The organism is Inhella crocodyli (assembly GCF_004004565.1).
GTDB lineage: Bacteria > Pseudomonadota > Gammaproteobacteria > Burkholderiales > Burkholderiaceae_C > Inhella > Inhella crocodyli.
The window spans coordinates 1-24,358 of the sequence record NZ_SACM01000001.1 but is presented as its reverse complement, the minus strand read 5'-3'; the positions used below and the strand labels follow the sequence as shown (position 1 = coordinate 24,358).

Sequence of the window (24,358 nt, the reverse complement as noted above, 5' to 3'; positions counted from 1 at the left end):
GCTCAACGGCCTTCGCGATCACGGCCCCGTGCGCCATCGCGTGAGCGGGGATCCGAGCCACCAACGATGTCCGCAGGCGCAGCGGGCGCCGGCGTCACAGTCGACGCAGGAGGGGCCGCCACAGGTGCAGGCGCGCCGGCGGCTTGCATCAGTTTGTCCAAGGGCAAGTAAAGGAGATTGGAGCCCGACTTCGCATCAACGAGCACCTTGCTGACGTTGCTGTAAACCTGCTGCATGGTCTCGGTGTAGAGACGATCTCGGGTCACCGCAGGCGCCTTTTGGTACTCCGCCAACACCGAACGGAAACGCTGGGCATCGCCCTCGGCCACCGACACGACGCGTGCGCGATGGCCCTCGGCCTCCTGCAAGAGGCGCGCAGCCATGCCCTTGGCCGTGGGAATGACCTGATTTGCGTAGGCCTCGCCTTCGTTCTTCGCCCGCTCGCGGTCTGCGCCGGCACGGAACGCGTCATCGAAAGCCGCCTGCACCTGCTCCGGTGCTTGCACGCTGCTGACGTTCACGTTCACGATCTGCACGCCCGCCTTCAGCGTGTCCAACTGTGTCTGGATGGATTTCGCCAGATCGTTGGCAATGGCATCGCGCTGCTCGTACAGCACCGAGTCCATGTTGGAACGCCCAACGATCTCGCGCACGGCCGTTTCGGCCGCTTGATCCACGGCGTCATCGGCCCGGTTGTTTTCAAAAAGGAAGTCTCTCGAATCCTTGATGCGGAACTGCACAGAAAAGCGGATGTCCACGATGTTTTCGTCTTGCGTCAGCATGGACGAGTCGCGCAACCCGGTCGACGCATCGACCGTCGACGCGCCGATCTCCTTGGTGCGCACTTGGCTGAACTGCACCAGCTCGTGGGCTTGGAACGGGTAAGGCAGGCGCCACTGGATGCCCGCATCGACGGTCTTGCTGTACTTGCCAAACGAGGTGATCACCGCTTGCGACCCCTCCTGCACGATGAAGAAGCCACTGCCCAACCAGCCCAAGGCCACGATGCCGGCGGCAATTGCCAAGCCTGCGCCTGCGGCCTTGAAGTCGGGATCCCCCCCTTCGTCGCGGCGCCCACCACCACCGGCGCCTCCACCAGGCACTAGGTTGCTCAATTTGCGCTTGAAGTCGCGCCACAGCTCGTCCAAGTCGGGCGGACCCTCCTGCTGCGCCTTCATGCCCGGGAAGTGCGCCCGCAGGCGGCTGAAAAGTGATTGGGGGACACGCATGGGGGCAGTCAAATGGTCAGTGAGGGGGGGCAAAGAGGTCAGGCTGCGCAGATGGAGGCGGCACGTCGGGGATCAAGGGCTCGTCCAGCGCGGCGCGGGCGAGCAATTGGCGCAGATTGGCCAAACCTTCGCCGGAATGGGCACTTACGAAAACCCGCGCAACACGGGTGCCATTGGGGCGTTCCACCCAGTCCAACGCACTGCGCGGCTGTTGGTGAGCGGGCAACGCATCGATCTTGTTGAAGACAACCACCTGCGGGGTCTCGTCCACGCCGATCTCTTCCAAGACACGTTCCACCTCTGCCCATTGCTCGTGCAATTTGGGGCTGTTGGCGTCGATGACGTGCAGCAGAAGTTGTGCCTCAGAGGCCTCTTGCAAGGTGGCCTTGAAGGCATCCACCAGCTTGTGGGGCAAGTCGCGAATGAACCCGACCGTGTCGCTCAGGACCAGCTGGGGCACGCCCTCGCCCAAGTACATGCCGCGAGTCGTCGTGTCCAAGGTGGCAAACAACTGATCGGCCGCGTAGCTGCCCGCCTTGGTCAAGGCATTGAACAAGGTGGACTTTCCTGCGTTCGTGTAACCCACGAGGGACACGCGGAGGCTGCCGCCACGCGCCCTGGCACGCCGTTGGGTATCCCGCTGGCGCTCGACCTTGTGCAGCTTGATCTTCAACTGCTTGATGCGTTGCTCGATCATCCGCCGGTCGAGCTCCATCTGGCGCTCACCCGGCCCACCCCGCGTGCCGATGCCGCCGCGTTGGCGCTCCAAGTGGCTCCAGCGGCGCACCAAGCGGGTCGCGAGGTACTGCAACTGCGCCAACTCGACCTGCAGTTTGCCCTCGTGGCTGCGAGCACGCTGCGCAAAAATTTCCAGGATCAGGCCCGTGCGATCCGACACTGGCACACCTAGGTGCACTTCAAGGTTTCGTTGCTGCACGGGTGACAGGGCCTGGTCAAACAGCACGGCTTCGGCCTCATGGCCAAGCACCAACGCCTTGATCTCGTCGGCCTTGCCGCTACCGATGAACAGGGCTGCGTCAGGCGCCTTGCGGCGGGCGATCACCCGGGCCACCGCTTCGTCTCCGGCCGTTGACGCGAGCAACGCCAACTCGTCCAGCGAATCGTCAAAGTCGGGGTCGCGACCGAAGTCCACCCCGACCAGCACGACCCGCGCGGGGCCGGCCGCTGGATCCAAATGGGGGTTCAATGCAATGAGAGCGCCTGCGCCGACGCCAAAGATCAGGGGGCCGCGTTGTCAGCGGGGTTGAAGTTCACCGCTCGGCCCGGCACGACGGTGGAAATCGCGTGCTTGTAGACCATTTGCGTCACCGTGTTGCGCAGCAGCACGACGTACTGGTCGAAAGACTCAATCTGCCCTTGCAGCTTGATGCCGTTGACCAGGTAAATCGACACCGGCACGTGTTCCTTGCGCAGCAGGTTCAAAAAGGGATCCTGCAGCAATTGGCCTTTGTTGCTCACGATATGTTCCGTGTTCGTTGATGGAGAGGCGGAAGACCTTAACACAGGGCCGATTTCGGTTCAGCGCTCGCGGTCGTCGAAGGGGTTGTCGGCCGATCGCATTTCGATCCGGAGGGGCGTGCCCACCAGACCGAAATGGGCCCGGATGCGCGCCTCCAGGTAGCGCTTGTAACTGTCGTCGACGTGATCCAGCGAGTTCCCATGGATCACCACGATCGGCGGGTTCATGCCCCCTTGGTGCGCATAGCGCATCTTGGGGCGGAAGGCGCCAGATCGCTTCGGAGCCTGGTGCTGGGCGGCGTCGTGCACCAACCGGGTCAACACCGGCGTGCTCATCTTCTTGAACGCAGAGGCGTAGGCCTCGCCAAGTGCTTTCCACAGCGGCCCCAAACCCTGTCGTTTCAGCGCCGAGAGGTGAAGAATCGGCGCGAACCTCAAGAAGGACAGGCGGGCTTCGATCGAACGCTCCAGCATCTGGCGCTGGTAACTGTCGATCGCGTCCCACTTGTTGATGCCCAGCACCACGGCCCGGCCGCTCTCCAGGATGTAGCCGGCAATGTGCGCATCTTGGTCGCTGACCCCCTGGGTCGCATCCAAGAGCAACAGGACCACGTTCGCATCGGCAATCGCTTGCAAGGTTTTGACCACCGAGAACTTCTCGATGGCCTCGAACACCTTGCCCTTGCGGCGCAATCCGGCGGTGTCGATCAACTCGAACTTCTGGCCGTTGCGCTCGAAAGGCACATGGATCGCATCCCGTGTGGTGCCCGGCATGTCAAAAGCCACCAGTCGCTCTTCGCCCAGCCAAGCGTTGATCAGGGTGCTCTTGCCAACGTTAGGGCGTCCAGCCACAGCCAATCGAATGGGGTGCTCGCCCTCGTCCGCTTCTTCGAGACTGTCGTCCTCGTCACCAAAGAAGTCATCCAAGGCGAGGTCCAGCAAACTGCGAACCCCCTGCCCATGCGCGGCTGAAACGGGGATGGGCTCGCCGATACCCAGCTCATGGAATTCCGCCAACAAGGGCGAATCGCGCATGCCCTCCGCCTTGTTCACGGCCAAGAACACCTTCTTGCCGGCGGTGCGAAGGTAGCGCGCGATGTCGTGGTCTTGGGCTGACAAGCCCCCGCGAACGTCGACGACAAAGATGACCACATCCGCCTCGGCCACCGCCTGCCGCGTTTGCTTGGCCATCTCCTTCACGATCCCGGTCTCAGCCGTTGGCTCAAAACCGCCGGTGTCGATCACGATGTACTCGCGCTTGCCCACGCGGCCGTCGCCGTAATGGCGATCGCGCGTCAAACCAGCGTAATCGGCCACGATCGCGTCGCGGCTCTTGGTGAAGCGATTGAAGAGCGTGGACTTGCCCACATTGGGCCGGCCCACCAGTGCGATGACCGGCTTCATGTGGCGGGCTCCTTACTCGGTCCTCAGGGCGTGCAAGCCGCCGTCTTTCGCGACCACGAGAATCGTGTTGCCAGAGAGCACAGGCTGAGACACCAACGGACTGCTGCCGGCTTGCACGCGCAACTGCGGCTTGCCTGTGTTGCGGTCCAGGAAGTGCACCACCCCTTCAAAGTCCCCGACAACGGCCGTTTTCCCCTGCATCAGGGGGGCCGTCATCTGACGGTACTGGTAGTCCTCGGAGGTCCACAGCGATTCGCCATTCGTGGTGCGCCAGGCACTGATGCGGCTCAAAGCGTCGACGCCGACCACCGCCTCAGCGTCAGCCCCCACGCCCACGGCCCCAGCACTTTGGCGGTTCCACACCAAGTTGCCGCGGGTGGCGTTCACACAGCCCACCGCCGATTGGAAAGCGCGGCCGCAAATGAAGTCGCCCACCCGCACCAGAGGACCCACGACGTCGGCCAACCGCTCAACCTCGTTGGTACCGCGCGGGTTGGCCAAGTTCACCTCCCAACGCAAAGTGCCCCGCAGGGGGTCAACACCGGCCAAACGCGGGCCTTGCCCAACCACCAAGGTGTCCTTGTAGGGCAATAGCGCGCCAGGATGGGCCAGCAACAATGCATCGCCGGGTCGGCGCATGTCCCAAAGCTTCCGGCCATCGAGCACGTCGAAGGCTTGAACGGCGCGGTCCACCCCCTGCACGAACACGCGCTCGCCCGCCACCAGGGGCGAGGTGTGCACCGGCGACGGCAAGGCCTTGCGCCAGATCACCTGCCCGCCATCCAGCACCACCAATTCTTGGTTTCGAGTGACGACGGCGGCATAGCGACCGTCACTGCCCACCCCTGCACTCAACTTCTCACCCACCGACGTGCGCCACAACTCAGCCCCGTCGTTGGCCCGGAGGGCAGTCACGACACCGCTGGAGTCGGCCACGGTGAAGCGCTCCCCCGCCGTCGCCACCGCCATCGGGAAGTCAACCGCCCCGATTCGCGCTGTCCACACCACGCGACCAGCCATGGTGGCTTCCACGGGCGCCAAGGGCTTGGGCTTGGGGGCGTCGCTGCCAAACAAAGAGCAGGCGCTCAATCCCAGCAAGACGGACAGGCTCAGCAAGCCGGACGCAGCAGCACGGTGCATCATTTCACTTCCACCGGCGTCAAGGTGGCCGGGTCCACACCCAAGGCCATAAGCTTGGCTTCCACGATACGGCGGTAGCCCTGTTGCTCGGTCATGGCCAAGTAGGCCTTTTTGTACTGCGCACGCGCCTCGTCGACCTTACCTTGCAGTTGGGCTGCATCGCCCCGGCGGTCCGCCACCAGCGCAGCGTAAGCGGACTCCTTGACAGCCGCCAGGGCCGCCTCGGCTTCTGCGAAGCGGCCTGCTTCGAGGTGCACCCCAGACAAACGCAATTGGGCCAAATCGCGCAAAAGCGCCGGCTGGCCCTGGGTGGTCACCCACGCCAGCGTCTTGCCGGCATCCTCGGCTTTGCCTGCGGCCAAATGCCCCTGAGCCAGCACGAGAGCCGCCTGGGTCGTGTAAGTGGTGCGCGGGTGCTCGGCTTGCATTTGGGCCAACAGGTCGCCCGCAGCCTTCAGGTCTTTCTTTTGGAGGGCGGCTTCCACAGCGTCGTACGCGGTACCTGCCGCCTGGGCCTCGCGGCGCTGCCATTCGGTCCACAGGTTCCAGCCCGCCGCAGCCACAACGATGACCGTGAGCACCCCGGTGATGAGGTTGCCCCACTTGGCCCAGAAGGCCTTCAGGTTGTCGAGTTGTTGTTGTTCTTCGAGGTCCAAAGTGGCCATGCGGCGCTCGCTATCGGAAAGAGAAAAATAGGCGCGGCATTATGCGGCGCGGGTCTTCAACTCAGACGTCCATCCTGAGACGTCGTCGAGTGCTCGACAGACCTGCACCACCGAGGCGTCCCGCAGGTCTTTGATGGCCACCTCTCCACGGGCGAGTTCGTCGCCACCGAAGATCAACGCCCAGCGGGCGCCACTTGCGTTGGCCCGCTTGAATTGGGACTTCATGCTGCCGCCGCCAGCGTGCCACAAGACCGACAGACCCTGGGCGCGCATTGCCTCCACCGCAGGAGCCACAACCGGCATGACGCTGGGGTCGGGCACGACGGCATACACGTCTGGCGCATCGGGTGGCGCGGTCTTGCCCATTGCTTCAAGCAACAACAACAGGCGCTCCATGCCCAAGCCGAAGCCCACGGCCGGTGCCGACTTGCCACCCAATTGAGCGATGAGTCCGTCATACCGTCCACCGCCACACACCGTCGCCTGGCTGCCCAAGTGGGGCGTGACCCATTCGAAGACGGTGCGGTTGTAATAGTCCAGGCCGCGAACCAGACGGGGGTTCACGGTGTAAGCCAAACCGGCGGCGTCCAGAACCGCACGCACGGCACTCAAATGCGCCTGCGACTCCGCCCCCAGAAAGTCCAGCAATTGCGGCGCGCCGTCGGCCAGGGCCTGCATGGCAGGGTTCTTGGTGTCCAACACGCGCAGCGGGTTCGTGTGCAAGCGGCGCTGTGCGTCGGCGTCCAGTTGGTCGCGGTTCGCCTCCAAGTAGGCCACCAAGGCCGCGCGGTGCGCTGCACGCTCCTCGGGCTCCCCCAGGCTGTTGATCTCCAGGCGAATGTCTTCGCCCTCGACCAAACCCAGGCAACGCCAGAGTGCCCGGGTGAGCAAGATCAACTCGGCATCAACATCCGGACCCGCGAAGCCCAAGGCCTCCACGTCCAACTGGTGAAACTGTCGGTAGCGACCCTTCTGCGGTCGCTCGTGGCGAAACACCGGGCCGATGGACCAGACGCGCAGCGGACCGTCGTAAAGCGCGTTGTGTTCGATGGTGGCGCGCACGATGCCCGCCGTGATCTCAGGGCGCAGGGCCAACTCATCGCCATTGAGCTTGTCGGTGAAGGTGTACATCTCCTTCTCGACGATGTCGGTCACCTCGCCGATACCCCGCACGAACAGCGCAGTAGGCTCCACGATGGGCGTGCGCAGGTTGCGGTAGCCATACAGGCGGAGCAACTGGCGCATCTCGCCCTCCAGCCACTCCCAGCGGTCGGACTCTGGAGCAAAGGTGTCGTTCATGCCCTTCACCCCGGTCAAGGGGGCTGGCTTTTTGGGTTCAGTCATGCGTTCTGCGCCGCGCTGCCAAAGCGCTTTTCGATGTAGTTCTCGACGAGAACTTGAAACTCCCGGGCGATCCCTTCCCCTCGTAGGGTCAAGGCCTTCTCACCGTCGATGAAAACCGGCGCCGCCGGGGCTTCCCCGGTGCCCGGCAGGCTGATGCCGATATCGGCGTGCTTGCTTTCGCCGGGCCCGTTGACGATGCATCCCATCACCGCCACCTTCATCGCTTCCACCCCAGGGTACTTGGCCCGCCACACGGGCATCTGACCCCGCAGGAAGTCATCGATTTGCTTGGCCAGTTCTTGGAAGGTGGTGCTGGTGGTGCGCCCACAGCCCGGGCAGGCCGTGACGCTGGGATTGAACGTGCGTTGCCCCAGGGACTGCAAGATCTCCGAGGCAACCACCACCTCCTGCGTCCGGGCTTCACCGGGCTGCGGCGTCAGGCTGACGCGAATCGTGTCGCCAATGCCCTCTTGCAACAAGATGGCCAAGGCCGTGGCGCTGGCGACCGTGCCCTTCGTGCCCATGCCCGCCTCGGTCAGCCCCAAGTGCAAAGGGTGCCTCGTGCGTCGATTGAGCTCCCGGTACACCGCGATCAAGTCCTGGACCCCACTGACCTTGCAGCTGACGATGACCTGCTCAGGCGCCATGCCCAATTCGACGGCATAGGCCGCCGACCCCAAGGCCGAATCGACCAAGGCCTGGTACATCACGCTTTTTGCGTCCCAAGGGGCCGAACGCCGGCCGTTCTCGTCCATCAGTTCGGCGAGCAATTCTTGGTCCAAGCTGCCCCAATTGACGCCGATGCGCACCGGCACGTCGTGGCGAAGGGCCGCCTCAATCATCAGCGCGAACTGCTTGTCCTTCTTGTCCCCTTTGCCCACGTTGCCCGGGTTGATCCGGTACTTGCTCAGGGCCGACGCCATGGCCGGGTGATCCATCAGAAGGCGATGTCCGTTGTAGTGGAAGTCCCCCACCAAAGGCACGTCGACGCCCATGCGGTCGAGTTGCTCACGGATGTGCGGCACCGCAGCCGCCGCCTCAGGGGTGTTCACCGTGATGCGCACCAGTTCCGACCCCGCCACCGCGAGTTCCTTGACCTGGATGGCCGTTTCAATCACGTCCACCGTGTCGGTGTTGGTCATCGACTGGATGCGAACCGGGGCATCGCCGCCGATGGTGACGAGCCGATCGCCCCAGCGGACACGGGCTTGCAGGCTCCGCCGCACCGGCGTGGCGGTTGGCAAGATCGGGCTGAGGGATTCCATCAACGCAACTCCAGGCGCGCGACGCGCACTTGTGCAAAGGCACTCAAATCTTGGCTTTGACCCCGCCACTCCAAGCGCACGCCTGGGGCATTGCCAATCGTCAAGCGCACGGGCGCCACGGGGTCCAAGAGCACCGTCTCGCCAGCCGGCACGAGCCGGGACGTCAAGCTCTGGCCACGGCCGTCGATCACACTGAGCCAAGTGGCTTGCTGCGCCACGATGCGCAACGAACCGTCCGATGGCGCTGCGCGCTCTGGCCCTTGCGCCGGCACGGATGCGCCTGCGGACACGGTGGACGAAGTTCCGCCCGCCTGATCGGTCTCCGGGCGCGGCACGGGCGTGACGACACTGGCCGTCGAAGCCGGCAGTGCCGCGGACGGTGCAGACGCCGACGTGGCGGGGGCCATGCGCACTTCAGTTCGGGAGTCAGCTCCCTCAGGCACGGCTTGCCCGATGGGCACCACGACCTGCGGATCGGCACGCCAGGGCTGCCAATCCGCGATCGGTGACCACCAAATCAAGGCAGCGAAGACCGCCGCCGTGCAGACAATCGCGACACCCAACCATTTCGGCCAGGTCGATACAGCACCATCTTCACGAAACGGCTGGTTCAGTCCTGAGGACACGCGCTCCAGCGCGTTCGACTCCGTCCCCGGCATCGCCTGCAACAGAGGACCGGCATCGATCTGCAGCACCCGGCAAACCGCTTTGGCCAAGCCTCGCGCGTACGGGCCATCGGGCAAGGCTGACCAGTTGCCGGATTCCAAGGCCTCCAACCGAGCCACTGGCACCTTCAACTGCGCGGCCAACACGCCCAAGTCCAGCCCTTGCTGTTCCCGCGCGGCCTTGAGTTGGGCGCCTGCGCCCTCCCCGCTTGCACCAGGGTTCATGCGCCACCCTCGTCGAACCGGCGTGCTCCATAGGACAGGGCCTCCTTCGACTGCGGGAACTCACGGACCAGTCGCTCCCCCCACTCCGTGGCGCCGGCCATGTTGCCCCGCCGGTGCTCGATGCGAGCTGCCAGCCATAGCGACTGCGCATTCACAGTTTCCCGTTGGGCGTTCACACGCGCCACGTAAAACTGGGCCCGCTCCAGTTGCCCGTTCTTCAGCAGAACTTCGGCCAAGTTGAAGGCGACGGCCGGATTGCCCGGATCAAGCTCGAACGCGCGTTGCAGGCTCTGTTGCGCTTCAGCCCATTGCGCCCCCATGCCCTCGCACACGCCCTTGGCCAACCACGTGCGAGCGGGCGCGCGATTCTCCGATTGCGTCAATGCCTCGGCAAAACTGGCCTGCGCCGTTTGGAATCGCCCTTGTTGGCAATAGAACCAGCCTTGGTTGTGCAAGGTATCGGGGTCGCGAGGGTAAAGCGCGAGCGTGCGCCGAAAGCCTTCCTCGGCTGCAGCGCGCTCGCCCATGGCAGCGAGCACCAGGGCTCGCAAGTTGAGCCCCTCCCTCGAATCGGGGCGCAGCGACAGGGCCTGCTTGACCTCGTCCAAAGCCACCGCATGTTGCCCCCGAGCCAAGTAACCGGCCGCCAGCTCCAAGCGCATGGCCGCGCGGCGCTCCAAGTCGCTGCTGTCGATGTCGGTTTTGGGCACCTCTCGAGCACCACTGGCACCACCGGTCTGCACGCACCCGACGAGGGTCGCGAGCATCGCAATGACCAAAAGCAGGGAAAGGCGCAAGCGCATGGAGCACTCCAAAAGGGGCATGGGTCAATGCGAAGGCCTGGACGGCCGATGGACATGGACCGGAGCGCGGGTCATGCGCTGCGGTGCGTTCGTGCGATCTTGCACTTCGCCCGCCAACTGGCCACAGGCGGCATCGATGTCGTCGCCGCGTGTCTTGCGCACCGTGGTGACGATGCCGGCCTGCAGCAGCACATCGGCAAAGGCAGTCACGCGCTCTCGCGGGCTGCGAAGCAAGCCGCTGGCCGGGAACGGGTTGAAAGGAATCAGGTTGATCTTGCAAGGCACTTTGCCTTTGACCAATTGCACCAATTCACGGGCCTGATCGGGGCTGTCGTTCACCCCGTCCAGCATGCAGTACTCGAAGGTGATGAAGTCACGCGGCGCCGCACTGAGGTAGGCATTGCAAGCGGCGAGCAACTCCTTGATGGGGTACTTCTTGTTCAGCGGCACCAATTGATCGCGCAACGGATCCGTCGGAGCGTGCAGCGAAACCGCCAGCGCCACTGGACAGTCTTCACGCAAGCGCTCGATCATCGGCACGACCCCACTGGTCGAGACGGTCACACGTCGACGCGAGAGGCCGTACGCATGGTCGTCCAGGAACGTCTTGAGCGCGGGGACCAACGCCGCGTAGTTCTGCAGCGGCTCGCCCATGCCCATCATCACGACGTTGGAGATGACGCGGTCGTCGCTGCCTCGCTCTTTGCGCAGCAGGTGTTCGGCAAACCAGAGTTGCGCGACGATTTCAGCGGTGCGGAGGTTGCGGCTGAACCCCTGGTGCCCGGTGGAGCAAAAGCGGCAACCCACGGCGCACCCCGCCTGGGAGCTGATGCACAAGGTGGCGCGATCGTCCTCGGGGATGTAAACGGCCTCAACGGCATCGCCTTGCCCAACGTCGAACAGCCACTTGATCGTCCCATCGGACGACCTCTGCTCGGTGAGCACCTTCAGGCCCTCCACCACAGCGACGCCAGAAAGCTTGTCGCGCAGGGACTTGGCCAAGTCGGTCATCAACGCGAAATCAGCAACCCCGCGCTGGTGAATCCATCGATAAAGCTGAACGGCGCGGAAGCGCTTCTCGCCCAGCTGCTGGCAAAACGCCACCAGACCGTCGAGGTCGAGCCCGAGCAGGTTGGTGGCGTCTGCGGTCACGTCAGGCGTTTCAGCGCGCGTAGACGTTCATGCCCGGGAAGAAGAACGCCACTTCAACCGCGGCGGTTTCCGGAGCGTCGGAGCCGTGCACAGCGTTGGCATCGATGCTGTCGGCAAAGTCAGCGCGAATCGTGCCCTTTTCGGCCTTCTTCGGGTCGGTTGCGCCCATCAGTTCGCGGTTCTTTGCGATGGCGCCTTCGCCTTCCAACACTTGGATCATGACCGGACCCGAGATCATGAAGTTGACCAAGTCGTTGAAAAACGGACGGGCCTTGTGCACGGCGTAGAACGCTTCGGCATCAGCGCGAGAGAGTTGAACGAGCTTGGCCGCCACGATCTTCAGGCCGGCGCCTTCGAAGCGCGACAGGATTTGGCCGATCACGTTCTTGGCCACGGCATCGGGTTTGATGATCGAGAGGGTGCGTTCGAGCGCCATTTGAGTTCTCCTGGTTGGCGCCCCACATGGGGGCATCGGGCAAAGCCCGCGATTGTAGTGTCGAGAAGGCGAAAGCTCGGGTTTCCCCGATGCTGAGATGGAAATCAACGGCGACGTTTGCCGCCACGTCCACCACCACCACCACCACCACCACCTCCACCACCGCCGCCGCCGCCACGACGCAAGAAGCTGTCAGCCCCGATATAGCCCAAGGAGGTCTGCAGCGGGTCGGGTTCGCGAGGACCGCCCCCCCGCTGCTGCTCCTGCCGCGCATAGGGCGAATTCGCGCCGTGTCCGAAGCCCTGTGGAATGCCACGCCCCTTGTTCTTGGCAAAACGCCGATCGAAGGTCTGCTCCAAGGGATTGATGTCCCTGGGCATGAAGTCATCGTCGTCCTCCGGTCGAGGCTGGCGCGGCGCCATGCCCCCACGCTCTGGACGCGGCGGCCGGTCGTCACGCTCCGGACGAGGCAGACCATCCCCCCGGGGACCACGCCCCTTGTCGCGCCCTCGCTCCTGCACCTTGCCGTCGCGCTGGCGCCCCCCCTCGTCGCGCGCCGATCCCTGGCCTGCCGGTGCTGCCAAGCGACGGATTTGCTTCACGTCCCAGCCCGACAACTCCACCCAAACGCCCCGCTTCAGCCCCAGGGGAAGAACAAGGTTGCCGTAGCGCACGCGGATCAAGCGACTGACCGTGAGCCCCACGGTGTCGAACAACTTGCGCACTTCGCGGTTGCGCCCCTCGGTAATGACGACGCGATACCAGCGGTTCACACCCTCACCGCCGGCAGCCTCGATGCTCTTGAACGCGGCCGTTTGACCGTCCACTTCCACCCCAGCCAACAGTTTGGCCTTCTGCTCGTCTTCCAGCGTCCCTAGCGTGCGGACCGCGTACTCGCGCTCCACCCCGAATCGCGGATGCATGAGCTGGTTGGCCAAGTCACCGCTGTTCGTGAAAAGCAGCAAACCCTCGGTGTTGATGTCCAACCGCCCGACCGACAGCCACTTCCCCATGGGCAACTTGGGCAACGAACGGAAAACCGTCGGGCGCCCCTCCGGATCGTTGAACGTAACGATCTCTCCGACTGGCTTGTGGTAGGCCAAGATCCGAGGCAGCGGCGGCGCAATGCGAACTTTGACTGGTTTGCCATTGATGGCGATTCGATCACCGTGCACCACGCGCTGCCCGATGTGCGCAGGCTCGCCGTTGACCTCGACCTTGCCATCAGCAATCCAAGCCTCAATATCGCGACGCGATCCAACCCCGGATTGGGCCAGCACCTTTTGCAACTTCGGCGCATCGGGCTCCGGCGCCAGGACACGCCGATCGGGCTCTGCCACTTGCTCAGCATGGGTGGCTGCATCGGCAGCAGGTGCATCACCTTCCGCAAACAAACCCTTCAGCTGGGCCTCCACCGCCTGGGCCGCCAATTCGCTGGCGAGAACCAAGCTCGGTGCGTGAGATGGGGCAGCCGGTTCGTCGTCGGCTCGCGCGTCGCCCGTCTCCACCAAGGTCACACCTTCGGAACTCGGCCCGACCTCCGCAAGCGGAGTGGCACCCTGGATTTCCTCAGGCGCCGCCGCCTTGGGCTTGCGTGGCGTGCGTTTGCGAGCAGGCGCCGCAGGCGCCTCGTCTAGCGCGGGTTGTGCGTCGCCAGTTGGCGGCACCACCGAGTCCACGGACTCAACCGCCTTGCGCGTGCGACGCTTGGGCTTCGGCGCCTTGGTTGCGTCGTCGTCCGCCGGGCTCGTCGGTCCTTGGGTTTCGTCAGTCATGCGTCGCTCGACTTGTCAAGAAAATGGATGCCGCCATTGGGCGGGTTTGTCTCTGGGTACTCGCCGGGTTTTGGGCTGCTACTCGATTGCATTGCATCAGCCTCCGATTCCTGCCTCGCAGTGGGCTCCGCCGCGGCGGATCCCTCCTCGACGCCGGCCCGTAGCTCGGGACTTTCGGCATCGACCACATCTCCCGCAACCAGCAAATCCACCTCCGCAAGCGGAAGCAAGCTGGCCTGCGCAGGCAAATCCGGCAGCACAGGCGTGCCATCGGGCCCTTCTAAGGGCGGCAGTTCGGACAAAGAGGCCAACCCCAGATCATCCAGAAACTGGCGCGTTGTCGCATACAGCGCGGGCCGCCCAGGCGCATCGCGATGACCGATGCAATCGATCCAACCGCGATCCTCCAACTGCTTGATGATCGGCGAACCAATCACCACACCGCGAATATCCTCGATGTCGCCACGAGTGACGGGCTGGCGGTACGCAATCACGGCCAGGGTCTCCATCACAGCGCGTGAATACCGCTGCGGCCGTTCTGCATGCAGCGGCTCCAAGTGCGCTCTGACACCAGGCTGGGTGGCGAATCGCCACCCCATCGCCGACTCGACCAACTCCAGGCTCTTTCGCTGCCGCCACTCTTCTGCCAATGCGGCCAACACGTCCTTGAGCTCTTCACGCCCAAGTCGTTCGCCAACCAAGGTCTGCAACTCTTTGAATGCCAGCGGCCGCTGCGCTGTCAGCAACGCAGCCTCCACGATGGCCCTGGCCTCAAGCTCATGCATCCTTGATCGCAACCGTTCTGCTCTGCGGGACGACCCCTTTTGGACCGCCCCTGCCATGGGGATCTTGGCCAAACAGACCGACATCGCCAATTTCGTCGGCGACGCGTCCTAACCGCGAAGAGGGCCGAAGCCCACGGTGACCAACCCAGGGCGCCAACCGGCGCCCAACCACCACTGCGCTCTTGCCACGACCTCGATCGGTCGTCCGTGCGCCAAATGGGCCGTGATTCTACTGCCTAAGGCCACTCGCCCGTAAATCGGTCGGGCCAAAGTGAATCGCATGCCGCTTGCATATCCATTGGCAGCGGTTGCTGCCATTGCATGGCACGCTTTGTCGAAGGGTGCGCGAATCCGAGACGAGTCGCATGCAGTGCCTGCCGGCCCATGCCCAGCGCAGACGCGCCGCCATAAACACCGTCTGCCACCAGCGGGTGTTTACGGCTGGCTGCATGCACGCGAATCTGATGCGTGCGACCGGTGTGCAGTTTGCAATGCACCAGCGAGAAGCGCTCGTTGACTGCCAGCGGGGTGAAATCCGTGCGTGCTGCGCGCCCGTTTGGAACCACAGCCATGCGAACGCGGGACTGCGGATCCCGACCGATCGGCAATTCAACGGCTTCGGCCGTCTTCCAAGCCCCATGGCAAAGCGCCAAGTACTCTCGCTGAACCTCTCGCGCTGCGATCGCCTTCACAAGCGCTTGGCACGCCCCCAAGGTCTTCGCGACGACCATGAGACCACTAGTGTCCTTGTCCAAGCGGTGGACGATCCCCGCTCGGGGCAAGTGAGCCGCCGCCGTGTGATGTGCCAGCAGCCCATTCAACAAGGTCCCGCGCCAGTTGCCCGCGGCCGGATGCACGACCAAGCCAGCTGGCTTGTTCACCACCATCAAGGTCTCGTCCTCGAACACGACATCGAGCGGTACCGGCTCTGGCACAAACGCCATCTCGGACTCTGGCGTCCGCCATTCGATGCGAAGCCCTTGACCGAGCCGAACTCGCTTGGACGCCTGCCGACAGACGACGCCGTCAATCATGACTGCGCCTTGCTCAATCAGGTCCTGCACATAGGCCCGGGAATGGGCACGAGCATCCTCTGTGAAGCACTGGTCGAGCCTCGCGCCTTGCAAATTCAACCCGACGGACACCTCAGCGATCACCGAGTGCAATTCACCGTCGACCGCCTCATCAAACTCATGATCTTCCGGTGGCGCCAAACCACCCATGCCCTTAGCTGGCATGCCTCGCCCATCCGATAAACTCGTCGCGATGGCCCGCCGGGGCAAACTGAGAAAACCGTTTCATGACCGCTCGTTCGATGCAATCAACCCAGACCACTTCGCGCGCCAAGCTCAACACGCTGCGAGCCGTCGCGATCGTCGGGCTGTTGGCCGGGCTGGCGGGATGTGGAACCACTCCCAAGGACGACCCGAGTTCACAAGCCAGCCTCGACAAATTGTATGCAGAGGCCAAAGAAGACTTGAGCGTTGGCAGCTTCGAGCCAGCCATCAAGAAGCTCGAGCGAATCGAGGGACGTGCGGCCGGCACGCTGCTGGCACAGCAAGCAATGCTCGAACTTGCATGGGCTCAGTTCCGGAGCGGCGAGAAAGCACCCGCGCTCGCCACGCTTGACCGCTTCATCAAGCTGCACCCTTCCAGCGCGGGTTTCGATTACGCGCTGTACCTCAAGGGCTTGGTGAACTTCAATGAAGACACCGGATTTTTTGGCCGTTGGGCGGGCCAAGACATTTCTGAGCGCGATCAGCAAGCCTCTCGAGAAGCTCTCAACGCGTTCCGGGATTTGGTCGATCGTTTTCCCTCGTCGCGCTACGCCGACGATGCACGACTGCGGATCGACTTCATCACCAACATGCTGGCACGGCATGAAGTTCACGTATCTCGTTACTACTACGAGCGCGGTGCCTACTTGGCCGCCATCAATCGCGCCCAAACGGCACTGACTGAGTACCAGTACGCGCCGGCAGCAGAGGAAGCCTTGTTTTTGATGGCCCAAAGCTACCGCGCCCTCAACATGCCTGAGTTGCAGGCCGACACCGAGAAGGTCTTGCGCAAGAACTTTCCACGCAGTTCTTACCTTGAGAACGAGGCGGCGCAGCGCAAGCCGTGGTGGAAACTGTGGTGAAACCCATCATCCCCACCGCCCCCACTGCGATGAGCGAGAACAAGCCGCGCAGCCGAAAGCCACTAGCGCCCCGACTCATCGCAGCCACGGGAACACACCGCGGCGACCGACAGTACCAACAAGATCAGGTTTGCGTGATTCCGCATCACCGCGGCAGTGGCGCACTTTTGGCACTGGTGGCCGACGGGATGGGGGGCAAGAGCGGCGGCCGGAAAGCTGCGGACCAAGTCGTCTTAACCGCTCAGCAATTGTTTGAACGGTACAGCCCCTCCGAGGAGTCGGGCGAGGGACTGCTTCGGCAGATTTGCAGTGAGTCCCATTTGATGATCAAGCTCACCGCGCTCTCTGCGGAAGAAGAGCCCCACAGCACACTCGCTTGCTTCTTGATCACGGCTGACCTCGCCTGCCATTGGCTGCACACAGGTGACAGCAGGGTCTACCTGTTCCGTCAAGGGGAAATGATCCGCCGAACCTACGACCAGTCGTACGTTCAGCGCCTGATCGACCAAGGACAACTAACCGAAGCTGAGGCTCAGTCTCACCCACAAAGCAACCTGTTGACAGCCTGCCTAGGGACCGTTCAAGAGCCTGAGCCCGTAGTAACTGACTTGGGCAAACTGATGCCTGGCGATGTTGTGATGTGTTGTAGCGATGGACTGTGGCACTATTTCAATGAACGGGAATTGGCGACAGTGACCACCACACTGCCCCCACGCGAATCGGTTGAGCTGCTCATCAACAAGGCACGCCAACGCGCTCAGGGCGCTGGGGACAACCTGTCTATTGCAGTCGTCAAAGTAGAGTCCTGACAACTTTGTTTGGGTAGCTGACCGCGTTACTGCAGCGCCCAAACGAAAGGCTGGGTGGCCCGCATCACGCCGTCTTTGAGCTTGTCGCCCACGGGGGCGCGATAGGTCAATGCTTTGGCCTTGGCCAAAGAGGCCTCGTCCAGCAGGGCCTCGAAGGCGGCGGGCCGCACATCGGCTGGAATGCCAGGGACCCGCAACTGCCGGTCGTGCACCTGGGCGTTGAGCAAGCTGCCTTTGCCGTCCAACTCCACCACCAACGTTACCGTGCCCTCGACGCCAAACCGCTTGGGCAATTCCGGGTAGCCGTCGTCGGACTTGAGCGGCGTGCCCGCGGCCTCGCGACTCGTCCAGAGCAATTCCGGCAACTGGATGGCCACGCCCTCGCGAAAACGCGCCAGGGCCAAGGCCCGCGCTGCGGCATCGGCTTGCAACTCCGGTCGCGCCAGCTCGCTGCGCAAAGCCCAATGGTTCAGCAGGCAACGATCCAATGCACGGGCCCGCGAGGCCTCTTTGCGCTGGCCCGGCCGGGCGTCGGGGCCGTAGGCCCGCAAAGTGCCGGGCAGGGGCAGCAGGCCGGCCGTGTCGCCCTTGCGAACCTTTTCCAACCAAGCCGCCACCGGCAGGGACTTGGCCGTCGGCAATTGGCGGGGCTGCCCCCAACGCGCCAGCAGGGCCCGCTCGTGCCCCAGGGCCTGGGTCAGCGCCTCCGGTGGCAGGCTGCGCAGGCGGGTGAGACGCTGGTCGAACTCGGTGACGGGCTCCGCCAGGGGGTGACAGGCGGTTTCGCTTTGCAGGGCCTGCAGCACCAGGGCATCGTGCGCCGGCCCTGTGCTGTCCAAGCTCCACAGGGCGAACTCGTTGTACAGCCGGGCGATGGTGCGGTCGGCGGCGAGTTGGGGCTGGTCAGCGGCCAGTTCTTGCTGCCACCAAGCCGCCATGAGGGCCCGCACGCGAGGCAGATGCTCGGTGACCATGGCCAGCGCGGCTTGCTTGGTGAGCTCGTCGTGGGCCGCGTGGATGCGCAGGTGCGGCACGACGTTGAGAGTGACGAATCGGTCGATCCAAGCGGTCGGGCTCTCGGCAGCAGGGGCACTGGCCGACGGCGCCGAGGCGGGGACCTGCGCCACGGCCGGGCCGCTGGCCATCGCGAAGGCCGCGCAGGCGGCGAGGGTGGTGAAGGCGCGTTTGCTCAGCATGATGGGCGCGCATTGTGGGCGCGCCGACGGGCCCTGGGGGCAATCGCCTTCGCGATCACGAGAAATCGAAGGGGGCGTTCGGTGAGGTCGGTGCCTCGCTCAGGGCTTGGATCACGCGGGCGCTGGCCTGCCGCACGGCTTCGGGGGTGTGCCGTCGGTAGGTGGCTTGTAGCAAGGGCCCCAACCCGTGCTCGGCGCTGAAGCTGCCCCCGTGGGCGGCCACGCGGTCGTACACCCCCTCGCGCAGTCGCCTCAGGTCCGCGGGCGCCAAGGGGGGCGAGCTGCGGGGCCACACCAGGTTGAAATGCTGCCCACCGTCTCCCAGGTGGCCGAAATCACTGACTTCGGCGGGCGGGAACTCCGCAGCCAGCCAGTCCCGGGTCGCTTCGCGGAAGGCCCAAACCGACCGGCGAGGCAAGCTGATGTCAAAACCGATGACCGAACCGCGCTCGCGCAGGCCCTCGCTGACCGCATGGCGAAGCCCCCACAAGGCCTCGTCCTTGTCCAAGGCGGCATCCACGACGTCGCCGCGCTCGAACGCCGCTTCCAACTCGCTGTGCAACAGGCCCCGCAGGTCCAGTTGCGCGCTCGACAAGTCACTGGCCAGTTCGATCAACAGGCTGTAGGGCGGCAGGCCTTCGGCGAACGGAGAGGCCCCGCCCTGGACGTGAATGGCCGCGGCCAAGGCGCGATCGCTGAGCCCCTCAAAGGCCGAGATCAGCCCACCGAACGCTTGGGTCCAACGTTGGTACAGCGGCCAAACGGCGTCCAAGCTGGCCGGAGCCACCAGGGCCACGGCGGTTTGCTTTGGCAGGGCTTGCAAACGCAGGGTGGCCTCGGTGATGACGCCGAGCGCCCCGCTGCTGCCAATGAACAAGTGCTGCAGCGCCAGCGCCGCGTTGTCCTTCGCCAGGCCCCGGCCCAGCCGGAGCACTTCGCCGCGGGGCAAAACGGCCTCCAACGCAAGGGTGTTGGCGCGAACGTCGCCGTGCTTGAGCATGCGCGTGCCACCGGTGTTGTGGGCCAACATGCCCCCGATGCTGGGGTCCGCGCTGAGGTCGATGGCGAACTGCAAGCCATGGGGTGCCAGACGCTCGTTGACCTCGGACAGCCGGTAACCCGTCGAGACGCGCAAAGTCCGGTCTAAGACGTCGAGCTCGAACACGCCCCGCAGGCGTTCGGTGCTGAGCAGCACCTGCCCTGTCGGGGTGGCGGCTTGCACCAAGCCGGTGTGTGCGCCCTGGGTCAGCACGGACACGCCGTGGGCCGCCGCACTCGCCAGCAGTTGGGCCACTTCGGCCGGCGTGCTCGGACGCAGCACCGCGAGGGCCTGCCCGGCGGCGTACCGGGCACCGCTCAGGTAGCGCGGCTCCACGTCCGTGGTGGCCAAGGCCCCCGCCTCCCGCAGGAACGCGTCGATGTTCATCAGTTCAAGATCTCCAGCGCCTCGTGCGTCGTCATCTTGAAAATGGCCGTCGCATTGCCAGCGTCGAAGGCCAGGTCCAGGCGCCCGCATTGCAAGCGCTCTCGCTGGATGAACTCGTAGAACGAGCCCGGCACGTGGCAAGTGACCCACTCGCCGTCGGCACCCAGAAATTCGCGTGCCACTTGCGCCGCACGAAAGGCGGTTTGCATCACCCGCCCGCTTTGGCTGACCTCGATCGCGTCTTTGATGGAACGGCCCAGTTGCTTCTGGCCGTCGCTCAAGGCCTGCAGGTCGCTCACGCGGTCGGTGGCGTGGTTGAAGGCGTTGCCCTCGGTGCTGATCCAAGCCATTTCGGCCGATTCGGCCAGCAGGGTCTCGTAGTCGGCCAGAGAGAACCCACCGTGTTGCCGGCCGAAGCAGGCGACGATTTTGGGCATCAGCGCCAAGGCGTCGGCCCAAGGCAGCACGGCATCGCGGCCAAGCCGTTCCAGCCGTCCGATGTCCTGCGGTCCCAACGGGTCGACGCTGTCGGCGAGTACGCGGGTCACCGCGGCCTGGAACTCTGCACTGAAACGCTCGGGGTGCAGCTCACTGACGAAGAACTGAGCGATGGTCTCGGGGAAGTCGGCATGCGCCCACGCTCGGCCGGTCATCTTGAGACGCGGCAAGGGGTAGGTGTCCGCCACAGCGAACCCCAAGGGGCGCAGCACGCGGGAAATGGCCGCCTCGCCCGGCGGCAAGGCGCCGCTGGGCCAAGCCACCGTGCGCAAGGCACCGTGGTCAAAGGTGATTTTCTGACCAGCCGCCATCACATCCTGCACGTAATCGTGCCCTTCGGGCACGCGCTCGTGCAGGTCGTAGAACAGCGCCATGTTCAGCGCTTGCGCCATCTCGGCCCGGCTCACCGTGTCGCCCAATGGGCGCACCAAGCGCGGATCGATCTCCAACTGCAGGAACAAGGCGTCGGCCGCGGAAGCGCCCAACAGCCCCTTCACGAGGCGGTACACGCCATTGGCAGCCTGTTCAGACATCGAACTTCACCCCTTGCGCCAAAGGCAGGCTGTTGCTGTAGTTGACCGTGTTGGTGACGCGGCGCATGTACTGGCGCCACGCATCGGAGCCCGACTCGCGCCCCCCGCCGGTTTCCTTCTCGCCACCGAAGGCCCCGCCAATCTCGGCGCCCGACGTGCCGATGTTCACGTTGGCGATGCCGCAGTCGCTGCCCGCGGCCGACATGAAGGCCTCGGCCTCGCGGATGTCGGTGGTGAAGATCGCGCTCGACAGGCCCTGCGGCACGCCGTTTTGCAGCGCGATGGCCTCGTCCAGTTGGCTGTACTTCAGCACGTAGAGGATGGGGGCGAAGGTTTCGTGGCACACGACCTCGGTCTGGGCTGGCATCGTCACCAGCGCAGGCGCGGCGTAATAGGCCTCTGGCATCTCCGTTGCCAGCGCACGCTCACCCCCCCGGACCGTCCCGCCCTGGGCCTTGGCCTGCGCCAACGCCGACTGCATCGCGTCGAAGGCCAACCGATCCACCAGGGGACCGACCAAGGTGCCTTCTTGGAGCGGATGTCCGATCTTCAATTGCACCCGAACCTTCTCCAGACGCTCGACCAAAGCGTCGTGCACGCTGTGGTGCGCGATGACCCGGCGGGTCGTGGTGCAGCGCTGGCCTGCCGTCCCCCAGGCTCCGAATGCAATGGCGCGCACGGCCAGGTCCAAATCGGCCTTGTCGCTGACGATCAAGGCGTTGTTGCCGCCGAGTTCCAGCAAGCAGCGCCCGAAGCGCGCAGCCACCTTAGGACCCACGATGCGGCCCATGCGCGTCGAACCGGTGGCGCTGATCAGGGGCACACGGACGTCAGTCACCAGGGCCTCGCCGACGGCAGCACCGCCATTGAGCACTTGGCTCAGGCCCTCAGGGGCCACATGGCCCGCGGCGACGTAGGCCGCCACGGCCTTGTCGAACAGCGCTTGGGTCGCCAGCGCCGTCAATGGCGTTTTTTCACTGGGCTTCCAGACGCAGGTGTCGCCTGCAACCAGCGCAAGCGCAGCGTTCCATGCCCAAACGGCGACCGGGAAATTGAAGGCACTGATGATGCCCACGACGCCCAAAGGCATCCACTGCTCCATCATGCGGTGACCGGGGCGTTCGCTGGCGATGGTCAAGCCGTGCAGCTGGCGCGACAGGCCGACGGCGAAGTCGCAGATGTCGATCATCTCTTGGACTTCACCGAGGCCTTCGCTGGCGATCTTTCCGGCCTCCAGGCTGACCAGCGCCGCCAAGTCGGCCTTGTGCGCACGCAGCACTTCGCCAAAGACACGCACCAATTCACCGCGCTTGGGCGCGGGGATCACGCGCCATTGAAGAAAAGCTGCATGAGCGCGGCCGATGACAGCTTGCATGTCGGCTGCGGTCGACTCGACGACTTGCCCCATGACGGCGCCGTCCACGGGTGAACGCGCCACCAAAGTGCCTTGCGTGTACAGCGCAGTTGAAACGCCCAAGCGCTCGAGCAAGGTTTGGGCTTGGAGGGAAGAAGAGGTGGTCATGGTCGACTTTCGAAAGGCAAAACGCCGCAGCCGTGGAAGCCAGGGCGGCGGCGTGGATCTGGTGGTGGTGCGGCAGCTTAGGCGATGGATTCGACTTGGCGCGACTGCTGGTAGGCCTTGCCGAAGCGGTTGGCCAGGAAATCAGGCAATGCCACCTCTTCTTGGCGAACGAAGCCCTTCTGCGGCAACTTTCCTTCACGGAACAGGTCCACGGCGGCGCAAATGCCGGCGGCAGTGGTGATTTGAATCGCGCTCAACGGGGCCTTCACGTCGCGGTCCGCGAAGATCTTCCGAGCAAAAACTTCTTGCAGCAGCACGCCGTTCTTCATGCCACTGACGGTCACAAACACCAACACAACGTCTTGCATCGTGGCCGGCATGCTCTTGCGCATGATGTCCTTGAGCTTCTCTTGGTCGCCGGCCAAGGCCAGGTCTTCCAACAAGAACTTCATCAGGTCGCGGTGGCCCGGATAGCGCACGGTCTTGTAGTCCAGGTTTTGCACCTTGCCCGCCCAGGTTTCGCACAGGGTTCCCAGGCCGCCAGACGTGTTGAAGGCCTCGTATTCGGTGCCGTCGAGGCTGAAGTGCTCCAAGCCTTCCAGCGGCAAGGCCGAGATGAACTCGCCGCCATGGATCGCCTCACAGGGGTGGCAGTACTCGTTGATCAGGCCGTCCACGGACCAGGTCAGGTTGTACTTGAGCTTGTTGGTCGGGAAGGCCGGCAGGGCGCCCACGCGCATTTGCACGTCGCGTACTTCGTCGAATTGCTTGGCCAGGTGGTGCGCCACGATGCCGATGAAACCCGGGGCAAGGCCGCACTGCGGCATGAAGGCGGTAGCCGCGCCATGGGCCATGTCCTTGATGGCTTTGGTGGCGGCGACGTCTTCGGTCAGGTCGAAGTAGTGGCAGCCACATTCCAGTGCGAGGCTTGCCGCGGTGATTGCCAAGTGGTACGGCAGCGCGTTGACGACAGCGTCTTTGCCTCGCAGTTGCGCGGCCAAGGCGGCCTTGTTCTCGGTGTCGATCTCCGCAGTGGCGATGCCCTCGGCGGCCAAGACGGCAAGGTACTTGGCGTTCTTGTCGACGACCGTCACGGTGTAGTCGCCGGTGGCGTGCAACAGACGGGCGATCGTTTGGCCGATGTGTCCGGCGCCGAGCAATGCAATCTTCATGGGGTTCTCCGAGGGTTCAGTGGTGTTGCCGCGTATGCGCGGCCCTACTGCCACTTTAGGAAAAGTCGCCGTCGAAAGAAATGAGCAAGTCGTCGATACTGGCATTTCGAACATCGAATCGTCCTCCGGATTCGACGATCTGCCATGTATAGGGAAAACCATGAGCGCGATGCTTGATGACTTGGACCGAGGTTTGGTGGCGTTGTTGCAAGCCAATGCCCGCACCAGCACGGCTGACTTAGCGCGTGCTTTGGGCGTGGCAAGAACGACCATCGTGGCTCGTCTGTCTCGCCTTGAAGGCAATGGCACGATCGTGGGTTACACAGTCCGGTTGGGCGCGACGCAAGGCGTGCAAGGGGTGCAGGCCTACGTCAACCTGTCGGTGAGCCCCAAGTCCGCCAAGGCGGTGATCGAGCGGCTTAGTCTTCTGCCGGAGCTTCGGCAGTTGGCCGCAGTCAGCGGCGAGTTCGACTACCTGGCCATCCTCCGAGCACCCAGCACGCAACGCTTAGACGCGTTGTTGGACGAGATTGGTGAGTTGGATGGGGTGCTGAGGACGACGACGTCTGTGCAGTTGGCGCTGAGGGTAGACCGGGTGGCGTGAGGCGTGGAGTTGGGGGCCCAAGAGATGGGGGGAGTCTGGAGCGGGGTTCCTCCTTTTGGGGGGCTTTCTTGGGCATGTGGAGCGCGAGATG

General features: G+C 64.2%; 23 protein-coding genes. 3 read left to right on the top strand and 20 right to left on the bottom strand.

What is annotated here, in order from left to right; all coding sequences use genetic code 11:
• Positions 1-2: 2 nt before the first annotated feature.
• The 15 genes from hflK to EOD73_RS00045 all read right to left on the bottom strand — a co-directional run bounded on the left by hflK (position 3) and on the right by EOD73_RS00045 (position 15,605).
• Positions 3-1,229 carry an FtsH protease activity modulator HflK gene (gene hflK, locus EOD73_RS00115; RefSeq protein ID WP_127679680.1) on the bottom strand — a complete coding sequence of 409 codons (1,227 nt, stop codon included), beginning with the start codon at positions 1,227-1,229 and terminating at the stop codon, positions 3-5.
• Between the two features lie 16 nt (positions 1,230-1,245).
• Positions 1,246-2,442 (bottom strand): GTPase HflX, encoded by a 1,197-nt coding sequence (hflX, locus tag EOD73_RS00110; protein WP_375137431.1) that lies wholly within the window; start codon positions 2,440-2,442, stop codon positions 1,246-1,248.
• Between the two features lie 26 nt (positions 2,443-2,468).
• Entirely contained in the window at positions 2,469-2,708 is a 240-nt protein-coding gene (gene hfq, locus EOD73_RS00105; RefSeq protein ID WP_127679678.1) for an RNA chaperone Hfq, read from the bottom strand.
• Positions 2,709-2,768: 60 nt separating this feature from the next.
• Positions 2,769-4,112: a ribosome biogenesis GTPase Der gene (der, locus tag EOD73_RS00100; RefSeq protein ID WP_127679676.1), complete on the bottom strand. Its 1,344-nt coding sequence runs from the start codon at positions 4,110-4,112 to the stop codon at positions 2,769-2,771.
• A 12-nt stretch (positions 4,113-4,124) separates the two neighbouring features.
• Positions 4,125-5,255, bottom strand: a complete 1,131-nt coding sequence (bamB, locus tag EOD73_RS00095; RefSeq protein WP_240660535.1) for an outer membrane protein assembly factor BamB — start codon at positions 5,253-5,255, stop codon at positions 4,125-4,127.
• Positions 5,252-5,917 (bottom strand): YfgM family protein, encoded by a 666-nt coding sequence (locus EOD73_RS00090; RefSeq protein ID WP_127679674.1) that lies wholly within the window; start codon positions 5,915-5,917, stop codon positions 5,252-5,254. Before EOD73_RS00090 ends, bamB begins: the two co-directional genes overlap by 4 nt.
• Before the next feature lie 39 nt (positions 5,918-5,956).
• Positions 5,957-7,216, bottom strand: a complete 1,260-nt coding sequence (gene hisS, locus EOD73_RS00085) for a histidine--tRNA ligase (protein WP_240660534.1) — start codon at positions 7,214-7,216, stop codon at positions 5,957-5,959.
• Positions 7,217-7,257: 41 nt separating this feature from the next.
• Positions 7,258-8,526, bottom strand: a complete 1,269-nt coding sequence (ispG, locus tag EOD73_RS00080) for a flavodoxin-dependent (E)-4-hydroxy-3-methylbut-2-enyl-diphosphate synthase (RefSeq protein WP_127679670.1) — start codon at positions 8,524-8,526, stop codon at positions 7,258-7,260.
• Positions 8,526-9,416 (bottom strand): helix-turn-helix domain-containing protein, encoded by an 891-nt coding sequence (locus EOD73_RS00075; RefSeq protein ID WP_127679668.1) that lies wholly within the window; start codon positions 9,414-9,416, stop codon positions 8,526-8,528. The genes ispG and EOD73_RS00075 overlap by 1 nt, the downstream gene beginning before the upstream one ends.
• A complete protein-coding gene (gene pilW / locus EOD73_RS00070) occupies positions 9,413-10,219 on the bottom strand; it encodes a type IV pilus biogenesis/stability protein PilW (protein WP_127679666.1) in 807 nt (268 codons plus the stop codon). The genes EOD73_RS00075 and pilW overlap by 4 nt, the downstream gene beginning before the upstream one ends.
• A gap of 24 nt (positions 10,220-10,243) precedes the next feature.
• On the bottom strand, positions 10,244-11,371 hold the full coding sequence (rlmN, locus tag EOD73_RS00065) for a dual-specificity RNA methyltransferase RlmN (RefSeq protein WP_127679664.1): 1,128 nt from the start codon (positions 11,369-11,371) through the stop codon (positions 10,244-10,246).
• 10 nt (positions 11,372-11,381) lie between these two features.
• Entirely contained in the window at positions 11,382-11,807 is a 426-nt protein-coding gene (gene ndk / locus EOD73_RS00060) for a nucleoside-diphosphate kinase (RefSeq protein ID WP_127679662.1), read from the bottom strand.
• Positions 11,808-11,911: 104 nt separating this feature from the next.
• The gene (locus EOD73_RS00055) at positions 11,912-13,582 is read right to left on the bottom strand and encodes a pseudouridine synthase (protein ID WP_127679660.1); all 1,671 of its coding nucleotides are present in this window, start codon (positions 13,580-13,582) and stop codon (positions 11,912-11,914) included.
• Positions 13,579-14,367: an SMC-Scp complex subunit ScpB gene (scpB, locus tag EOD73_RS00050; protein WP_127679658.1), complete on the bottom strand. Its 789-nt coding sequence runs from the start codon at positions 14,365-14,367 to the stop codon at positions 13,579-13,581. Before scpB ends, EOD73_RS00055 begins: the two co-directional genes overlap by 4 nt.
• 236 nt (positions 14,368-14,603) lie before the next feature.
• Complete coding sequence (locus EOD73_RS00045; RefSeq protein WP_240660533.1) at positions 14,604-15,605, bottom strand: RluA family pseudouridine synthase; 1,002 nt, start codon at positions 15,603-15,605, stop codon at positions 14,604-14,606.
• A 77-nt stretch (positions 15,606-15,682) separates the two neighbouring features.
• Between EOD73_RS00045 and EOD73_RS00040 the strand changes: the two genes are divergently transcribed.
• Together EOD73_RS00040 and EOD73_RS00035 are read left to right on the top strand one after the other, a co-directional pair.
• Positions 15,683-16,507, top strand: coding sequence for an outer membrane protein assembly factor BamD (locus EOD73_RS00040; protein ID WP_127682340.1), 825 nt, complete (start codon positions 15,683-15,685; stop codon positions 16,505-16,507).
• A gap of 29 nt (positions 16,508-16,536) precedes the next feature.
• Positions 16,537-17,316: a PP2C family protein-serine/threonine phosphatase gene (locus tag EOD73_RS00035; protein ID WP_127679656.1), complete on the top strand. Its 780-nt coding sequence runs from the start codon at positions 16,537-16,539 to the stop codon at positions 17,314-17,316.
• Between the two features lie 26 nt (positions 17,317-17,342).
• Here the strand turns inward: EOD73_RS00035 and EOD73_RS00030 are convergent, their stop codons facing one another.
• From EOD73_RS00030 to EOD73_RS00010, 5 genes are all read right to left on the bottom strand, one after another.
• Positions 17,343-18,512 carry an energy transducer TonB gene (locus EOD73_RS00030; RefSeq protein ID WP_127679654.1) on the bottom strand — a complete coding sequence of 390 codons (1,170 nt, stop codon included), beginning with the start codon at positions 18,510-18,512 and terminating at the stop codon, positions 17,343-17,345.
• Between the two features lie 55 nt (positions 18,513-18,567).
• Entirely contained in the window at positions 18,568-19,938 is a 1,371-nt protein-coding gene (locus EOD73_RS00025; protein WP_164845902.1) for an FAD-binding oxidoreductase, read from the bottom strand.
• Positions 19,938-20,828, bottom strand: coding sequence for a DUF1338 domain-containing protein (locus EOD73_RS00020; RefSeq protein ID WP_240660628.1), 891 nt, complete (start codon positions 20,826-20,828; stop codon positions 19,938-19,940). The genes EOD73_RS00025 and EOD73_RS00020 overlap by 1 nt, the downstream gene beginning before the upstream one ends.
• 133 nt (positions 20,829-20,961) lie before the next feature.
• Entirely contained in the window at positions 20,962-22,491 is a 1,530-nt protein-coding gene (amaB, locus tag EOD73_RS00015) for an L-piperidine-6-carboxylate dehydrogenase (protein WP_127679648.1), read from the bottom strand.
• A gap of 77 nt (positions 22,492-22,568) precedes the next feature.
• Complete coding sequence (locus EOD73_RS00010) at positions 22,569-23,663, bottom strand: saccharopine dehydrogenase family protein (protein ID WP_127679646.1); 1,095 nt, start codon at positions 23,661-23,663, stop codon at positions 22,569-22,571.
• Between the two features lie 160 nt (positions 23,664-23,823).
• On the opposite strand from EOD73_RS00010, the gene EOD73_RS00005 reads away from it, so the two are divergent.
• Positions 23,824-24,267 carry an Lrp/AsnC family transcriptional regulator gene (locus EOD73_RS00005; RefSeq protein ID WP_127682339.1) on the top strand — a complete coding sequence of 148 codons (444 nt, stop codon included), beginning with the start codon at positions 23,824-23,826 and terminating at the stop codon, positions 24,265-24,267.
• Positions 24,268-24,358 lie beyond the last annotated feature (91 nt).